Here is a 15,895-nt window from a genome sequence, read left to right as displayed (position 1 = left end):
CCCGTCCGGTCGGCTCCCGCACGCGGGAGCGGGAGGGCACGGGCGCTCACGGCCGGCTCCGCGTCCGGGCGTCCGGGCCGGCACCAGGGCGGGCGCTGTCCTCGTGCTCCTCGGCGAGGAGGGCGGCGAGGACGCGGGCGCAGCGCCGCACCCCGCCGCGGCCGCGCGTGGGATCGTCGCCGCGCTCGACGTGCTGCGGGACGGAGCGGTCGGTGGGCAGTCGGGCGAGGACGTCGCCGCCGGTCATGGTGACGAGGTCGGCCTCGTCGAGGTCCTGGGCTCCGTCGCGCAGGACGAGGCTGAGGGGCGGCGCCGTGCCACCGGGCGCGGCGGGGTCCTGAGCCTCCTCGAACCTGGCGGAGATCGCCTGTGCGGCGACCGCGGTGCGGAGGTCCGTTCCGGTGACGAGAAGGACGCGTGCGCCCGTCGGAGGCGTCGCCCCGCGGGGCAGGTCGACGAGGACGAGGTCGTGGTCCTCGGCGAGGGCCGCGAGCGCGGGGCCCGCCTGCTCCGGGCGCACCGGTCCACCGCGCTCGTCACCGGTGAGGACGGGCATGCCGATCCAGGTGGGCAGGGCGGCGACGAGGAGGTCCGCCCGGAAGGCGGTCTCGTCCACGGGCAGGTCCGCCCAGCGCAGGCCGGGCCGGGACTCGTCGCCCAGGAGCGTGCCGAGGCAGCCGGCGGGATCGAGGTCGAGGACGGCGACGCGGCGTCCGAGGGCGGCGCTGGCGCGGGCGAGGTGGAGGAGGAGGGCGCTCACGCCCAGCCCTCCGACGGCGCCGGTGAGGGCGACGACCTGCGCGGAGCCCCGCGCGTCCGTCGACGGCGGTCGCCCCGTGGGCTCGCGGGAGGCGTCGGCCGGCGGTGCGGCGCTGCGCCTGGCGTTGGGGCGGATGGTGGTGAGCACGAGGACCTCCTGGGACCGGCGGGCGGGGACGCCGTCGAGACTGCCCGGTGGGAGGTCGTCGGCGCTCCGGTGCAGGCGGGACCTGTGGGCGGCCCCGTCACGACCCCACCCTGGGGAGCCGCACCGCGCACGCAGCCCGGCTCCGCCCCGGCCCGCGTCGCTCTCCCCCAGGCGCGCGTGCGCCCCGTCCGACCCGCTCGTGCACCTCCTCCCAGCCCGGCCGGTGGAGCATCCGGCCCCCTGCCGTGAGGGCGCCGCCGCCGATACCATTCCCCCTGTCACGGACGCCGCACCGGAGGGGCGCCCGCAGCCCGAGGAGAGGGAGGCCACCGATGACCGACACCACCGAGCCCGGCTCGACGACATCCACCGCCCCCACGAGCCCCGCCCGGCGCACCGCCGCCTACCTCGACCTCGACAAGACGGTCCTCGCCACCTCGACGACCTTCGCCCTGGGCACGCCGATGCACCGCTCGGGCCTCATCTCCACGACCGCCCTCGCCCGGGGCGTCGTCGCCCAGCTCCCCTACCTCCTCCTCGGCGCCGACGAGGACCACACGAGCCGCCTCATGGACCAGCTCGCCGCCCTCAACGCCGGCGTCGAGCGCTCCCGCCTCCAGGAGGTCGTCGCCGACACCATGGCCACCGCCATCGAGCCGGCCGTCTACGCCGAGGCCCTCGACCTCATCGAGGGGCACCACCGCGCCGGTCACGACGTCGTCATCGTCTCGGCCTCCGTCATCGAGGTGGTCGAGCCCATCGCCGCCCTCGTCGGTGCCGACCGCGCCGTCGCCACCCGTCTGGAGACCGACGACGAGGGGCGCTTCACGGGGCGCATCGAGCGCTCCCTCCTCCACGGTGCCAAGGTCGAGGCCCTCGAGGCCGACGCCGCCGAGCACGGGATCGACCTCGCGCGCTCCTGGGCCTACTCGGACTCCATCTCGGACCGCCCCATGCTCGAGGCGGTCGGGCACCCGGTGGCCGTCAACCCGGACCGGGAACTGCGCCGCCTGGCCGCGGAGCTGGACTGGCCGGTGCGCGACCTCGAGCGACCGGTCAACCTGCGCAACCCTCTGCAGCCGACGATCCCCCGCCCGAACCTGGCACCCGTGCGCGCCATCCCCTCGACGGTGCTCCCCCTGCGATGGGAGCTCATCGTCAACACGGGGCTGCTCGCGGGAGTCGGTGCGCTCGCGGCCATCGCAGCGGCCGGCCTCCGGCGCTGACCAGTCCCCGACAGCGCCCGTGCGGGGGCCGGCCGGTCCCGTGCGGGCCGCCTCTCCCGTCCTCAAGGGTCCCAGACCGCCCGGAGCCCGAGGCGCGGCGTCTCAGGCCCGCGTCGTCCCCGCCTGGACGGAGCGGCAGATCGCCTGCGCCTCCTGGATGCCGACCAGCACGGCCTCGGCCTGCCACACGACCCAGGCGACGACGCCGTCGAGGGTGCCGGTCGCGTAGGCCGCGAGCGCGTCCGCGTAGGCCACCGGGACCCGCCCGGCGTACTGGTCGACGACGGCGACGCCAGTGGGCTCGAGCCCGTCACGGGTGATGAGGTGACGCACGAGGAGACGGCCGACGGCGGCGTTCCCGGCGGTGAAGGGACGGGCGCAGACCATCTCGGCGTGGACGACGGCGGCGCGCACGAGCGACGGCGCGCCGGGGACGTCGATGAGGCGAAGGAGGCCGTCGAGGCGGGCGTCGAGGGCGTCGCCGGTCGGCGCCTCCCCCGGCCCGCCCTCAAGGGGCGCCCGGTCACCGCGGCGGGGCGCGGCGACGTCGTCGAGAGGGATCGTGCCGGTGACGGCGAGGGGGCCGGCGACGTCGCGGTGCAGCGCGGTGAGGAGCGCGCGCGGGCTCGGCTGGGCGGGACGGCCCTCACCGCGCAGGTCCGGCATCCAGGTGCTGAGGCGCGTGCCCGCGCGCCAGAGGCCGGCGACGGCGTCGAGGGAGGGGTCGCCGGTGCTGGCCTCGGTGAGGGAGCGGGAGGCGACAGCGTCGCGCAGGACTGCCGCGGGCAGGACGGCGCCCTCCACGCCGCCGGAGGCGATGGCGCCGCGGACGGCGGCCTCGGCACGGGCCTCGCGCCAGCGGCGGCGCAGGGCCTCGTTCCAGCGCAGCTCTGTGGAGGCCTCGCGCAGCGCCTCCTCGGCGTCGACGACCCGCTGGTCGGCGGCGATGACCCGCAGGGCGGCGACGGCGGGGTCGGTGGTCCCGGCACCGGTCCCGTTCTCAGCAGCGGCTCCTCGCCGGCCCCGGGCCCCAGCGGGCCGCACGGACCGGCTGGGCCCGCCGACGGGTAGGGGCGCGCCTGGGCCGGATCCGATGCTCACTGCCATCCTCGTCACGACCCCACCCTAGGTGTTCTGTCCACGGAGGTTAGGTGCTGGGGCTGGACAAGGGGGAAGGCCTCCGGGTGAGGTGTGAAGCGACCAAGCATCCACTCCCCAACCAATGAAGGCCTTCATGACCCACGCTAACGCTTCTTTGACCCCAACGGGTCGGCTGCGCCTGGCCCGACTCATCGTCGAGAAGGGATGGCCCCCGGCCAGGGCCGCCGAACGCATGGGCTGCTCACCCACCACCGCCCGACGCTGGGCCACCCGCTACCGCACCGGCGGCACCACCGCCATGACCGACCGCTCCAGCCGCCCCCACCACAGCCCGACCCAGACCCCCAGGAGGACCGAGCGACGCGTCATCGCCCTGAGAGTCACCCGCCGGTGGGGGCCAGCACGCATCGCCTACCACCTGGGCATGCACCCCTCAACGGTCCACAAGATCCTGTCCCGCTACCACTGCGTGCCCCTGTCCTACACCGACCCCACCACCGGGGCGCCCCTGAGAGCCCACCGCAGCCGGCCCAGACGCTACGAGCACCCCTTGCCCGGGGACCTGGTCCACGTCGACGTCAAGAAGCTCGGACGCATCCCACCCGGCGGAGGACACCGCTTCACCGGCCGCGCCCAGGGCGTGCGCAACAGGAAGGGCCTCAAGCACGGCTACTGGTTCATCCACAACGCCGTCGACGACCACACCCGCCTGGCCTACTGCGAGCTGCTCGAGGACGAGCGCAAGGAGACCGCGGCCGCGTTCTGGGCGCGCGCCAACGACTACTTCCAGTCGGCCGGGATCACCGTCAAGCGGGTGCTGACCGACAACGGCAACTGCTACCGCTCAGCGGTCTTCAACGACGCGCTGGGAGACATCAAGCACTCACGCACACGCCCCTACCGGCCCCAGACCAACGGCAAGGTCGAGCGCTTCAACCGCACCCTGGTCCAGGAGTGGGCCTACGCGCGCCCCTACGCCAGCGAGGACGAACGAGCCGCCGCCTTCCCCCAGTGGCTCCACACCTACAATCACCACCGCCCACACACCGCCCTCAAAGGACACTCACCCGCCGACCTCGCACCTAACCTCCGTGGACAGAACACCGGCCCGGCCCGCGCAGCGGTGGCCCGACTCCGTTCCGACCACGTCCGGCGTCGTCCCTACGGCGCCCGCGCGGCTCTCCCCGGCCCAAGGGCGGGTCACCCCAGGTCAGGGCGGGATCCGGGCGCGTACCGCCCACCCCGCGGCCCGGCCACGCCCGACCCGCGCAGCCACTAGGCTTCCCGCCGTGAGTGAGCACTCCCCCGCCAGCGCGACCGACCCGAGCGAGACCTCCGGCCGGGGGCGGCAGAGCCGCCCGACGCACTCCCTGCGCCGCCGTCAGACCGGCCCGAGCACCCCGGGAGGCGGCGTCCCCGTCGCCCCGCGCGGCCGCCGTCGGGACCACCTCACCGTCGCGGGTGTCGGCGTCGTCCTCGCCCCGGCCCTCCTCGTCCTGTCCGGCGTCGCCTCGCGCATGAGCGTGGCCGGGCGGCTGCCGCTGGCGGTCTCCCACGCGGTCGTTGTCGTCGTGGTCGCCGTCGCGGCCCAGGCCCTCTTCGCCCGCCGCTCCTCGCTCGGCAGCCTCGTGGCGGGCCTCATCGCCCTCCTCGCGCAGGGCGTCATCCTGCTGGCCGCCCACGGAGGGCACGGCGCCCCCTTCGAGTGGGCGCGCCTCCTCATCCCCACCGGCCTCGTCCTCATCGCCTCGGCCCTGCTCACGGGCGGCTCCTGGGGGATGCGCATGGCGCGCCGGGCGGGCCGGACGGAGGCCCGCACCGCCGCCCGGCTGGGCGAGTCCGACCGCGAGCTGGGCTCCACCCCGACGCCGCCGCCCTCGCGCCGCCACGACCACGTCGCCAGCCTCGTCATCGTCGCGGTACTCGTCGTCCTCGCCCTCGTGCTCCTCCAGGACGGCTACGCCGAGCTGGTCAGCCCCGACGGATCCACGGCCGCCGGCGCGACCCCGGCCGTCGTCGCCTGGGTCCTCCTGCTCCTCGCGGCTGCCTCCTCGGGCCGCTCCACCCTGGGCGTGCGCACCGTCGGGCCGGTCCTCGTCGTCGCGGGCCTGCCCGCCTTCCTCCACGGCGCGATCCCGGGGATGCCGCTGGCGGGCCTCCTCGCGGACCTCCTCCCGCAGGACCCGGCTGGCATCAGCCTCGTGGCGACCGGTCTGCTCCTGTCCGCCCTCGGGTGGGGCGCCCACCTGGCCCGCCGCCAGGGCCGCACCTCCGAGCAGCGGCTCCTCCACGAGACGCCCGTGGTCTGAGCGCGGCACGCCTCCGCGCGGGCGGGGCGCCCTCCCACTACGGTTGAGGTGGAGAAGGAGGCCCCGTGACCACTGAGAACACCCCACGGCCGGACGACGCCCGGTTCCCTGAGCCCGCCCAGGGCGATTCCCTCGAGATGCCCGAGCCGACCCCCGTCGTCGCCGACGACGGCGAGGTCGTGTCCGTGCACGACGACCCCGTCGCGGCCGTCGAGCAGGACCCGGAGGTCGTCACCGGCGCCTCCGACGGCTCCGCCCTCACCGGCGAGGCCGACGAGGCCCCGGCCGGCGGCGACGAGGACCCCTACGAGGCCATCGCGGCCTCCGCGCCCCGCAGCACCGGCTCGAGCCGCTACACCGACGAGCAGCTCGCCGAGCTCGCTGGCCTGAGCCACCGCGTCGAGGCGGAGGACGCCGCCTCCGACGAGGTCGCCGAGCCCGCCGCCGACCCGATCATCGAGGAGGACGTCGTCGAGGACCTCGCCGCCGACGAGGACCTGGACGTCGAGTCCCTCCGCGAGCCCAGCGAGTCCGAGCGCTCCTGGGACTACAGCAACGGCCCGCTCGAGCAGGTCGGCCCGGTCCAGCCCACGGCCAGCCCCCGCGAGGGGGAGCCCGACGTCCTCGAGCAGGACGGCACCGAGGGCGACGACGTCGCCACGGCCGCGCTCACCCCGACGGCCCTGCGCCGCCGCTCCCTGTTCTCCACCCAGGACGAAACCGAGGACGCCGCCGCCACGACCGCCCTGCCCGCCGAGGGCGTCGACGACGGCGCCCCCACCTCCGCGCTCCCCGTCGCCGCCACGGAGGACGTCGAGCCGACCTCGAGCTTCCCCGCCCAGCGCCAGAGCGAGGACCCCGCGCCGACGACGACCATCGAGCCGGGCTCCGGCGCGGCGGGCGCCGTCGCCGTCGGGACCGCCGCGGCAACCGGGGCCGCCGCCACCGGCTCCACGTCCAAGCCCGCCCGCTCGGAGCGCCCGCGCACCGAGGACGACGTCATCCTGGACGGCTCGAGCGTCGTCGGGAAGCCGGCCTCGCGCGCCGGCGCGCACTGGGCCGGGATCCTCCTGTCGATCGTGCTGCTGCCGGCCGCCTGGTTCCTCATCCACCACGGGCAGGGGATCCTCAGCGAGTCCGTCAAGGCCTACTTCTTCGGCCGTGACACCCGCGGGCTCGTCGAGCTCGGCATCGGGGCGCTCGTCCTCGCCATCGCGCTGTGGACGGCCCGCCGATCCTCCGTCGGCTCCTTCGTCATGGGCGTCCTCACGCTCGCCGTGGGCGTCCTCGGCCTGGCGGTCCCGGACTGGGCGAACCAGACCGTGACGCCCTTCCTGTCGGACCTGTCCGACCACTCGAGCCTCGGCTCGGCCCTCGCGACCTACTTCTGGACCGACGCCGCCACCGGGCGCTTCGCCGTCATCGGCCTCGCGCTCATCGTCGTCGGCGTCATCTCCCACTCCTCGCGCCGCGCTGGACGCCGGGAGCAGGAGGTCGTCGACCGCGTGCGCCGCGCCTGAGACCCGCACCGCGCGACCAGGCACCGCCGAGCGCACGCACCGCACAGCGCCCGCCCTCTCCCGCCGGGGACGGCGGGCGCCGTCGTGCCCGGCCGGTCTCAGGACGCAACCGCCGTCGGCCCGGTCCTCGGGCCGCCCCTACCCTGTTCGCCGTGCCCACCCCCGACTCCCCCGCGCCCCTGGACGGCGCCGACCTCCCCGACGGCGCTCCGGGCCCCCGTCCGGACCCGGCCGTCCCGGGCGCCCCGGCACCCCAGCCCGCGACGATGTCCTCCGCACGCGACGGTCTTCGCGACGCGACGCCGATCATGATCGGTTACATCACCCTCGGCCTCGCCGCCGGCATGCTCCTCGTCGCCGAGGGCCTGTCCTGGTGGTGGGCGCCGGTGTGGAGCCTCGTCATCTACTCCGGCACGATGCAGATGCTGCTCGTCCCGCTCGCCGGAGCCGGGGAGCCGCTGGCCGCGATCGCCGCCTCGGCCGCCTTCGTCTCGGGCCGCCACATCTTCTACGGACTCGGCTTCCCCCTGGACCGCATCCGCGGGAACGCCCTGACGCGCCTCTACGCGGTCCACGCGATCACGGACGAGGTCTACGCCCTCCTGGCCTCCAAGGACCGCACGCGGATGTCGAGCACCTACCTGCTCACCGTCGAGGCGGTCTCCCAGTCCTCCTGGACGCTCGGGACGACGGCGGGCGCCCTCGCCGGGACGGGCCTGGCGAGTCTCGTCGGGGCCCGGACCAGCCTCCTCGGCTTCGTCCTCACCGCGCTCTTCGTCGTCCTCGCCATCGAGAACTGGCGCTCCCACCCCGACGTCGCGGCGCTCGCCATCGGCCTCGTCGCCGGCGTCGTCGGGCTGGCCGTGGGCGGCTCCGCCGCGCTGCTGAGCGCGCTGGGCGTCCTCGCCCTCGGGCTCATCGGCCTGTACACGTAGCGCCGTTCCAATGGCTCCTCCCACGAGGGGGCGGCCGTCTGATGCTCACGAACAGCCAGATCGCGATCGCAGTGGTCGTCGTCGCGGTCATCACCTTCGCCTGCAGGATCGCGCCCTTCGCACTCATGCGCGGCCGCGAGCGCAGTCCCCTCATCGCTTTCCTGGCGCGCACGATGCCGCTGGGCGTCATGATCGTGCTCGTCGCCTACACCCTCGACGACGTCACCACCGCCCCGGCCACGTGGGTGCCGGCCCTCGCCGGGATCGCCTCGACGGCGGGCCTGCACCTGTGGCGCCGCTCGATCGGACTGTCCCTCGTGGGCGGGACGGCCGTGTACGTCGTCGCGAGCCTCCTGCTGGCGTAGGAGGGACCCGCCGCCGAGCGTCGCTAGGGTGAGCCCGTGCCCGTCATCGTCAACCGCCCCGGCCCCTGGACCCACCGCGACGTCACCGCCGGTGGCACGCGCTTCCACGTCGCCCTCGCGGGCCCCGAGTCGCCGCTGAGCCAGGAGGTCGCCGCCGACGGGGGCGCGCCCGACCGCACCCCGCCGCTCGTCGTCCTCCTCCACGGCTTCCCCGAGTGCTGGTGGTCCTGGCACGAGGTCCTGCCCGTCCTCGGCGACGCCGGCTACCGCACCGCCGCCGTCGACCTGCGCGGCTTCGGCGGCTCCGACCGCCCGCCGACCGGCTACGACCTCGTCACCCTGGCCGACGACGTCGCCGCCGTCGTCCGCGCACTGGGCCACGAGCGCGCGCTCGTCGTCGGCGGTGGCATCGGTGGTCAGGTCGCCTGGACGATGGCCGGGACGCACGCGGGGATGCTCAACGGGATCGTGCCCGTGGGGGCCCCGCACCCGCTCGCCGTGCGCTCGCTGCGCGGGCGGGCCCTGTCCGGCGCTGCCTTCCAGTACCTGGGCTTCAAGACGCCGGTCGTCGCCGAGCGGCGCCTGCGCTCGAGCGCGAGCGTCGACCGCATCCTGCGCTCCTGGGCCGGGCCGCGCACCAAGGACCTCGCGGCGGAGCCCGCCGGCTACTACGCCTCCCTCATGGACCGCCCGGGCGCCGCGCACTCGGCGCTGGAGACGATGCGCCGCTCGATGCTCTCGCGCACGGAGATCGCAGCCCTCGACCGGCGCGTGGAGGTGCCCGTCATGGCGATCCAGGGCGAGCTCGACCCGGTGCAGCCGGCGCAGGCCTACGCCCGCGACACGCACCACGTGGCCGGGCCGCTGGCTCAGGTGACGGTGCAGGGCGTGGGGCACTTCCCGCAGCTGGAGGCGTCGGAGGCCTTCGCCGACGCGCTCCTGCCCTTCCTCGCCGAGAACGCCTGAGCAGGGACGCCCACCCCTCCGGACCGACCGTCGCAGTACGCCGAGCTCGTACCTCTCGTTCCGAGACCATCAGCCCTGCCGTGGGTCTCAGGGCGAAAGGTACGAGCTCGGCGCGGTGAGGACGGCTGAGTACGGCGACGCACGTCTGGCCCGGCGCCCTCGCTCCTAGACCCCGACCTGCGGGCACAGGCCGGCGTCGAGCAGCGGGCACTCCTCGCATCGCGGCGAGCGCGCGTGGCAGACGGCGCGGCCGTGCTCGATGAGCCTGTGGCAGCCGTCAGTCCAGCGCTCGGGGTCCCAGAGCGCCGCGATGTCGCGCTCGGCCTTGAGAGGGTCCTTCTGAGTGGTCCAGCCGAGCCGCCGCGACAGCCGACCGACGTGGGTGTCCACCGTGATGGCGGGGACGTCGAAGGCGTTGCCGAGGACGACGTTGGCGGTCTTGCGGCCGACGCCGGGCAGGCTGACGAGCTCCTCTCGGGTGCTCGGGACGACGCCGTCGAACCGCGTGCTCAGCTCCTCGCCGAGGCCGAGGAGCCGTTCGGCGCGGGTGCGCTGCATGCCCAGCGGTTTGAGCGCGGTCTCGAGCTCGGCGCGGTCGGCGCCGGCCAGCGCGGCGGCGTCGGGGTAGCGCTCGAAGAGGCCCGGGGTGGTGGTGTTGACGCGGGCGTCGGTGGTCTGGGCGGACAGGACCGTGGCGACGAGGAGCTGGAAGGGGCCGTCGTGGTCGAGGCCGCAGCGGGCGTCGGGGTAGAGGACGCGGAGCTCGTCGTCGACGGCGGCGGCCCGGGCGACGAGCGCGGGGTCCGGGGCCGCGGCCGGGTCCTGGCGGCGTCGTGGCACGGGTCCTCCGAGAGCGTGATCGAGCGCGCAGCCGTTTGACCTGGCGCACTCCGAGACTACAATGCTCGACGGCGTGCCACAGGTCACAGACCGTGGCAGGATAGACCTGCGGGCCGTCTCCGGGCACCGGAGAGACCCCGACGACGACCACCAGGAGGAGACTTCGTGGAAGACAGCATCATCTCCAGGATCCCGCTCTTCGAGGGGATGAGCCCGGAGGAGCTGGAGGAGCTCCGCTCCATGATGACGCAGACGACCCTGCGTCGCGGCGAGACCCTCTTCAACGAGGGGGACGCGGGCGACCGCCTCTACATCCTCCTCTCCGGCAAGGTGAAGCTCGGCCACGCCTCTCCGGACGGGCGCGAGAACCTCCTCGCCGTCCTGGGCCCGGGCGAGATCGTCGGCGAGCTGACCCTCTTCGACCCGGGCCCGCGCTCCACGACCGCGACCGCCGTCGCGCCGACCGAGATGCTCACGCTCGAGCACAACCAGCTCATGAGCTTCATCGAGACGCACCCGGCCCTCGCCAAGGACATGCTGCGTGCCCTCGCCCAGCGTCTGCGCCGCACGAACACGGCCCTCGCCGACCTCGTCTTCTCAGACGTCCCCGGCCGTGTGGCCAAGGCCCTGCTGGACCTCGCGGACCGCTTCGGCTCCACCACGGAGGACGGCGTCCACGTCCCGCACGACCTCACCCAGGAGGAGCTCGCCCAGCTGGTCGGCGCCTCCCGTGAGACCGTCAACAAGTCGCTCGCGGAGTTCGTCTCCCGCGGCTGGATCCGCCTCGAGGGCCGCGCCGTCACGCTCCTCGACGTCGACCGCCTGCGCCGCCGCGCCCGCTGAGGCGCCCACCCCACAACGAGCAGGAGGGCCTGGCCACCGTGAGGTGGTCAGGCCCTCCGTCGCGTCCGCCGGCCCGTGGTCGACGGGCGGGGTCAGTCGTTCTTCGGGCGCTTCATGTAGGCCACGAGGTTGTCGGACCCGGTCGGGCCGGGGACGACCTGGACGAGCTCCCAGCCGTCAGCGCCCCACTGGTCGAGGATCTGCTTCGTCGCGTGGGTGAGCAGGGGCAGCGTGGCGTATTCCCAAGTAGTCATGCGTCGAGGCTACCTGCACGCTCACGTCACGTTCGCATCCCTTGCGCACCTTGGCACCCGTTGCACGGCCGAGCCTTGCGGCGTGGGCGCGCAGAGGGTGCGAGCCCGCACCACGAGTGCGACGGCGCGCAGCGGATGGCGGAGCCGGGGTAGCGCGACCTCACAGGGGACGGCGGAGCCGGGGTAGCGCGACCTCACAGCGGACGCCCCGGGCGGTGCAGCCCGCGGCGGGTCCGTCCTCAGCGCACGTGGGCGAGGATGCGCGGGGCCCGGCGGGCGTGGATCTCGGCGACGAGGTCGTCGTCCTCGCGCTGGAGCCAGGCGCCCCAGTCCTCGACCTCGGGGAAGCGACGCAGCAGGGCGCGGCGCTCGCGCTCGGTGAGGCCGCCCCACACGCCGAAGGAGGACTCGGAGTCGAGGGCCTCGGCGAGGCACTCCATGCGCACAGGGCAGGAGAAGCAGAGCGAGCGGGCGTCGCGCTGCTCGGCGCCCTTGCCGAAGAGCTGGTCGGGCTCGACGTTCGCGCAGGCCGCTCGGACGGCCCAGGACTGATCGATCGTCGTCATTACTTCTCCCATATCGCATCGGGCGACGACGTTGTCACCCGCGTCACACCCCGAAGGTATGCCCAAACTCGCCGTTTGACCAAATCCACACCGGGGCACGGTCCCAATTGGGCGTGTCGCGACCGCGTCGTGGTGTAGTGAACAGCGGCTCCACCCCATTGGTCCCACCGACGGCGAACCGAGGTGCGCAGGCCGTCCGCCCGCCCGGCATCCGGGCCGCCCGCCCCGAGCGCCGCGGCGGCGACCGCCGTCGGCGCGTCGCCACGGACTCACAGTCCCGGGAGGCGCGGCTCCTAGCCGATTTCCAGGTCCGCCATGCCGTGCCCCACAGCGCTCCGGAGCGAGCGGCACGTACCCTGACCCCATGTCGAACGCCTCCTCCCGAGACCGGTCGCTCTCCCCGGCGCAGGTCATCGCGATGCTGCTCGTCTTCCTCCTGCTCTCAGGGGTGGGCGGCATCCTCACCGCGGGCTTCGCCGCACCGCTCGTCGGCGGCGCCGCCGCGGTCACCAACGCCTCCCAGAAGCTCTTCGACGAGCTGCCGAGCGACTTCAACGTCCTCGAGCCGAGCCAGGTCTCCGTCATCAAGGCCGCCGACGGCACGGAGCTCGCGCAGTTCTACGCGGAGAACCGCATCGTCGTGAGGCTGGCGGACATGTCGCCGAACATCCAGAACGCGATCGTCGCCGTCGAGGACCGCCGCTTCTACGAGCACAAGGGCGTCGACCCGGCCGGCATCGTCCGCGCGCTCGTCGCCAACGCGAACTCCGGCGAGACGCAGGGCGCCTCGACCCTCACGCAGCAGTACGTCCGCAACGTCCTCGTCGAGGCCGCCCTCCAGCAGGACGACCAGTCCGCCATCGTCGCCGCGAAGGAGCCGACGGTCGCCCGCAAGCTGCGCGAGATCAAGTACGCGCTCACCCTCGAGCAGAAGTACTCCAAGCAGCAGATCCTCGAGGGCTACCTCAACATCGCGGCCTTCGGCCCCTCGACCTACGGCGTCGAGGCCAGTGCCCAGCACTACTTCTCCAAGTCCGCCAAGGACCTCAGCATCCCCGAGGCGGCCCTGCTCTCGGGCCTGACGAACGCCCCCGGCGCCTACGACCCGGTCTCCAACCCGGACAAGGCGAAGTCCCGCATGGACTGGGTCCTGCAGAAGATGTACGAGGAGCAGTTCATCACCAAGCAGCAGTACGACGAGGGCCTCAACACCCAGATCGCGGACATGCTGCACGTCAAGGACGCCGTCGGCGGCTGCGGCACGGCCGGCTCGGCAGCCTACTTCTGCCAGTACGTCGTCGGGGAGATCGAGAGCTCGTCCCTCTACGGGAAGACGGCGGCCGAGCGCGAGCAGGTCCTCCTGCGCGGCGGCCTCGAGATCACGACCACCCTGGACACCGCCAAGCAGGCCGCTGCGGACGCCGCGGTTCAGGAGTACGTCCCGACGAACGACCCGTCGAACGTCAAGGCGGCTCTCGTCTCCGTAGAGCCAGGCACCGGCAAGGTGCTCGCGATGTCCCAGAACACGAACTATGGCGACGCCTCCGCCAGCGACGCGAGCGCCACGCAGATCTCGTACGCGGCGGACGCTGCGCACGGTGGCCTCGACTCGAACGGCTTCCAGCCCGGATCGGCCTTCAAGACCTTCGTGCTCGCGGACTGGTACCAGACCGGCCACTCCGGCTACACCACGATGAACACGAGCGAGACGACCTTTCCGAGGTCGTCGTGGACCATCCCCTGTGCCCCTGAGATGGCGGACTCCTGGACTGTCAGCAACGCGAACCCCGGCGAGGGCGGCACGCACAACGTCATCCAGAACACCGCCCTGTCCATCAACGTCGGCTACGCGCGCATGCTCACCCAGCTCGACGTCTGCGACGTCTCACAGCTCGCCGCGGACCTGGGCGTGACCAAGGCCGACGGTTCCAACCTCGACCCGCGCCCCTCGATCATCCTCGGCGCCCAGGAGGTCACCCCGCTGGCCATGGCGAACGCCTACGCGACCTTCGCCGCCCACGGCACCTACTGCACTCCCATCGCCATCTCCGCCATCAAGGACTCCGACGGCAAGGACCTCAAGGTCCCCGACGCGAGCTGCCACTCGGTGATGGACTCGGCGGCGGCGGACAAGGTGTCCCTCACGCTCACCAACGTCCTCGGCAGAAGCGGAACAGCCTCCGCGGCGACCCTCGACAACCGTCCCGCCGCCGGCAAGACCGGTACGACGGACGAGATGGACAACGCCTGGTTCGTCGGCTACACGCCTCAGCTCGCCGCCGCCGTGTGGCTCGGCCACTCCGACGGGTACTACGCGATGAACAAGCAGTACATCGGTGGTCGCTACTACTCGACCATGTACGGCTCGGACGCTCCGGCGCCGCTCTGGAAGACGTACATGGACGCGGCCCTCAACGATCAGCCGGTGCAGGACTTCAACCAGGTCGACCTCGGCGCCTCGACGACGGGCTCCGACGGCGCGTCCGACGGCGCGACCGCTCAGGGCAGCGACGGCCTCACCCAGAACGGCAACGGCAAGAACTGAGCCGCGCGACGCGCGAGCACCGCGAGCGAGCGGCGACCGGGAGCACCCGGTGGCCGCTCGCTGGCATCATGAGCCCATGACCAGCGAGACCAGCAGCTCCGTCCTCCGCGGCACCGCCCGCGTCCTCGGCACCACCGCGGCCGCCGGGGCCGGCCTCCTCGGCTACGCCCTCGTCGAGGCTCGCATGCCCGTGCTCCGCCGCGTCGAGGTGCCCGTGCTCGCCACGGGCGAGGACCCGATCACCGTCCTGCACCTGTCGGACCTGCACCTCACCGAGCGCGACCACGCCCGCGTCGACTGGGTGCGCGCCCTGGCGGACCTGCACCCCGACGTCGTCGTCGACACGGGCGACAACCTCTCCTTCGCCAACGGCGTCGAGCCGCTGCGCCGCGCCCTCGAGCCCTTCACGGACCTGCCGGGCGCCTTCGTCATGGGCGACCACGACTACCGCACGACGGTCCTCAAGTCCCCGACCCGCTACCTGCGCCGGGACCCACGCACCGCGAACGACCCGGAGCAGGACGAGCAGATCGAGGCGCTGCCGTGGGAGGAGGTCCGCGACATCCAGGCCGCCGGCGGCTGGGCGGATCTCACGAACGCCCGCGGCAGCATCACCGTGCGGGGGCGCAGCATCGAGCTCGTCGGCGTCGACGACCCGCACGCCGAGCGCGACGAGTACCCGGCCCCCTCGGACCAGGCCGGCTCGGGGACGGACGGCGCGGCCCCGGTCGTCGACGCGGACGGGCGCCCGCTGCGCCTCGGCCTCCTCCACGCCCCCTACCGCCGCGTCCTCGACGCCATGAGCGCCGACGACGTCGACCTGGCGCTGGCGGGCCACACCCACGGCGGCCAGCTCTGCCTGCCCATCTACGGCGCGCTCGTCACCAACTGCGACCTCGACCGCTCGCGCGCCTCCGGGCTGTCGCAATGGCCAGGCCGGATCGGCACGCCTGCCGCCGCGGACCACATGTACCTGCACGTCTCGGCGGGCCTGGGCACGAGCCCGTACACACCGGTCCGCGTCGCCTGCCGCCCTGAGGCCACGCTGCTCACCCTCCTGCCGCGCGCCTGAGCGGGAGTCGGCCGGGCCGCCGTCGGCCGGCACTGGCCTCCGTCGACGCCTCCGGGCGGCCGACGGCGTGACCCAGCACTCAGGGGGACGATTTCCGTCCCCGGCCCGGCGGTGGATATAGTGTCTCCGCTGCACACGGGGTGTGGCGCAGTTTGGTAGCGCGCTTCGTTCGGGACGAAGAGGTCGTGGGTTCAAATCCCGCCACCCCGACAGATGGTCCACCAGGGCCCCGAAGGCCCGGCTCTCAGGAGCCGGGCCTTCGTCGTGCCCGTCCCTCTCCACGCCCTCCGCAGCCCCGACACGGTCCGGCACCACCGGCCTGCTCAGGGAGCCCCGACACGGTCCGGCACCACCGGCCTGCGCAGAGAGCCGGGGCGCGTAGCCACGAGGCCCGCCGCGCCGCGCGGCCCGCAGCACCGTACGGCCCCGCCGCGCGCCCGTGACAC

Annotated in this window: 14 protein-coding genes, 1 tRNA gene and 1 pseudogene; 11 read left to right on the top strand and 5 right to left on the bottom strand. The window is 73.9% G+C overall.

Translation table 11 applies throughout. The features are described from left to right. Nucleotides 1-46: 46 nt before the first annotated feature. On the bottom strand, nt 47-907 hold the full coding sequence (locus tag AXF14_RS05535) for a cellulose synthase operon protein YhjQ/BcsQ (RefSeq protein WP_067941520.1): 861 nt from the start codon (nt 905-907) through the stop codon (nt 47-49). A gap of 332 nt (nt 908-1,239) precedes the next feature. On the opposite strand from AXF14_RS05535, the gene AXF14_RS05530 reads away from it, so the two are divergent. After that, nucleotides 1,240-2,133, top strand: coding sequence for an HAD family hydrolase (locus AXF14_RS05530; RefSeq protein ID WP_084355384.1), 894 nt, complete (start codon nt 1,240-1,242; stop codon nt 2,131-2,133). A gap of 102 nt (nt 2,134-2,235) precedes the next feature. Here the strand turns inward: AXF14_RS05530 and AXF14_RS05525 are convergent, their stop codons facing one another. Beyond that, complete coding sequence (locus tag AXF14_RS05525; protein WP_067941518.1) at nt 2,236-3,240, bottom strand: Fic family protein; 1,005 nt, start codon at nt 3,238-3,240, stop codon at nt 2,236-2,238. 127 nt (nt 3,241-3,367) lie between these two features. Between AXF14_RS05525 and AXF14_RS05520 the strand changes: the two are divergent. The 6 genes and pseudogenes from AXF14_RS05520 to AXF14_RS05495 form a co-directional block, all read left to right on the top strand. After that, nucleotides 3,368-4,330 (top strand): annotated as a pseudogene (locus AXF14_RS05520) (IS481 family transposase); the annotation flags it as partial. A gap of 193 nt (nt 4,331-4,523) precedes the next feature. Next, on the top strand, nt 4,524-5,543 hold the full coding sequence (locus AXF14_RS05515) for a hypothetical protein (RefSeq protein WP_150118430.1): 1,020 nt from the start codon (nt 4,524-4,526) through the stop codon (nt 5,541-5,543). Nucleotides 5,544-5,608: 65 nt separating this feature from the next. Then, nucleotides 5,609-7,063 (top strand): DMT family transporter, encoded by a 1,455-nt coding sequence (locus AXF14_RS05510; RefSeq protein ID WP_067941516.1) that lies wholly within the window; start codon nt 5,609-5,611, stop codon nt 7,061-7,063. 266 nt (nt 7,064-7,329) lie between these two features. Further along, nucleotides 7,330-7,998, top strand: coding sequence for an AzlC family ABC transporter permease (locus AXF14_RS05505; RefSeq protein ID WP_067944057.1), 669 nt, complete (start codon nt 7,330-7,332; stop codon nt 7,996-7,998). Nucleotides 7,999-8,039: 41 nt separating this feature from the next. After that, a complete protein-coding gene (locus AXF14_RS05500; protein ID WP_067941514.1) occupies nt 8,040-8,363 on the top strand; it encodes a branched-chain amino acid transporter permease in 324 nt (107 codons plus the stop codon). A gap of 36 nt (nt 8,364-8,399) precedes the next feature. Further along, nucleotides 8,400-9,329: an alpha/beta fold hydrolase gene (locus AXF14_RS05495; RefSeq protein ID WP_067941512.1), complete on the top strand. Its 930-nt coding sequence runs from the start codon at nt 8,400-8,402 to the stop codon at nt 9,327-9,329. A gap of 165 nt (nt 9,330-9,494) precedes the next feature. On the opposite strand, the gene nth is transcribed toward AXF14_RS05495, so the two are convergent. Continuing rightward, nucleotides 9,495-10,169, bottom strand: coding sequence for an endonuclease III (gene nth / locus AXF14_RS05490; RefSeq protein ID WP_067941510.1), 675 nt, complete (start codon nt 10,167-10,169; stop codon nt 9,495-9,497). 165 nt (nt 10,170-10,334) lie between these two features. Between nth and AXF14_RS05485 the strand changes: the two genes are divergently transcribed. Continuing rightward, nucleotides 10,335-11,012: a Crp/Fnr family transcriptional regulator gene (locus tag AXF14_RS05485; RefSeq protein WP_067941508.1), complete on the top strand. Its 678-nt coding sequence runs from the start codon at nt 10,335-10,337 to the stop codon at nt 11,010-11,012. Between the two features lie 92 nt (nt 11,013-11,104). Here the strand turns inward: AXF14_RS05485 and AXF14_RS13210 are convergent, their stop codons facing one another. Continuing rightward, entirely contained in the window at nt 11,105-11,266 is a 162-nt protein-coding gene (locus AXF14_RS13210; protein WP_084355383.1) for a DUF4177 domain-containing protein, read from the bottom strand. 239 nt (nt 11,267-11,505) lie between these two features. Next, on the bottom strand, nt 11,506-11,832 hold the full coding sequence (locus AXF14_RS05480; RefSeq protein ID WP_067941505.1) for a WhiB family transcriptional regulator: 327 nt from the start codon (nt 11,830-11,832) through the stop codon (nt 11,506-11,508). 364 nt (nt 11,833-12,196) lie between these two features. Between AXF14_RS05480 and AXF14_RS05475 the strand changes: the two genes are divergently transcribed. From AXF14_RS05475 to AXF14_RS05465, 3 genes are all read left to right on the top strand, one after another. Continuing rightward, nucleotides 12,197-14,377, top strand: coding sequence for a transglycosylase domain-containing protein (locus tag AXF14_RS05475; RefSeq protein WP_067941501.1), 2,181 nt, complete (start codon nt 12,197-12,199; stop codon nt 14,375-14,377). 76 nt (nt 14,378-14,453) lie between these two features. Continuing rightward, nucleotides 14,454-15,449 carry a metallophosphoesterase gene (locus AXF14_RS05470; RefSeq protein ID WP_067941499.1) on the top strand — a complete coding sequence of 332 codons (996 nt, stop codon included), beginning with the start codon at nt 14,454-14,456 and terminating at the stop codon, nt 15,447-15,449. Between the two features lie 136 nt (nt 15,450-15,585). Beyond that, nucleotides 15,586-15,659: transfer RNA gene (locus AXF14_RS05465), tRNA-Pro, on the top strand. The last annotated feature ends 236 nt before the right edge of the window (nt 15,660-15,895 follow it).

Origin of the sequence: Actinomyces radicidentis (assembly GCF_001553565.1) — a bacterium.
GTDB lineage: Bacteria > Actinomycetota > Actinomycetes > Actinomycetales > Actinomycetaceae > Actinomyces > Actinomyces radicidentis.
Note: the sequence above shows the minus strand (reverse complement) of the source record. Positions and strands in the feature narration are given on the sequence as shown.

Excerpts from the sequence above, each read along its gene's own strand:
- AXF14_RS05475 (WP_067941501.1), top strand. The coding sequence starts at position 12,197 with ATGTCGAACGCCTCCTCCCGAGACCGGTCGCTCTCCCCGGCGCAGGTC.
- AXF14_RS05500 (WP_067941514.1), top strand. The coding sequence starts at position 8,040 with ATGCTCACGAACAGCCAGATCGCGATCGCAGTGGTCGTCGTCGCGGTC.
- AXF14_RS05470 (WP_067941499.1), top strand. The coding sequence starts at position 14,454 with ATGACCAGCGAGACCAGCAGCTCCGTCCTCCGCGGCACCGCCCGCGTC.
- AXF14_RS05505 (WP_067944057.1), top strand. The coding sequence starts at position 7,330 with ATGTCCTCCGCACGCGACGGTCTTCGCGACGCGACGCCGATCATGATC.
- AXF14_RS05525 (WP_067941518.1), bottom strand. The coding sequence starts at position 3,240 with ATGGCAGTGAGCATCGGATCCGGCCCAGGCGCGCCCCTACCCGTCGGC.
- AXF14_RS05480 (WP_067941505.1), bottom strand. The coding sequence starts at position 11,832 with ATGACGACGATCGATCAGTCCTGGGCCGTCCGAGCGGCCTGCGCGAAC.
- AXF14_RS13210 (WP_084355383.1), bottom strand. The coding sequence starts at position 11,266 with ATGACTACTTGGGAATACGCCACGCTGCCCCTGCTCACCCACGCGACG.
- AXF14_RS05530 (WP_084355384.1), top strand. The coding sequence starts at position 1,240 with ATGACCGACACCACCGAGCCCGGCTCGACGACATCCACCGCCCCCACG.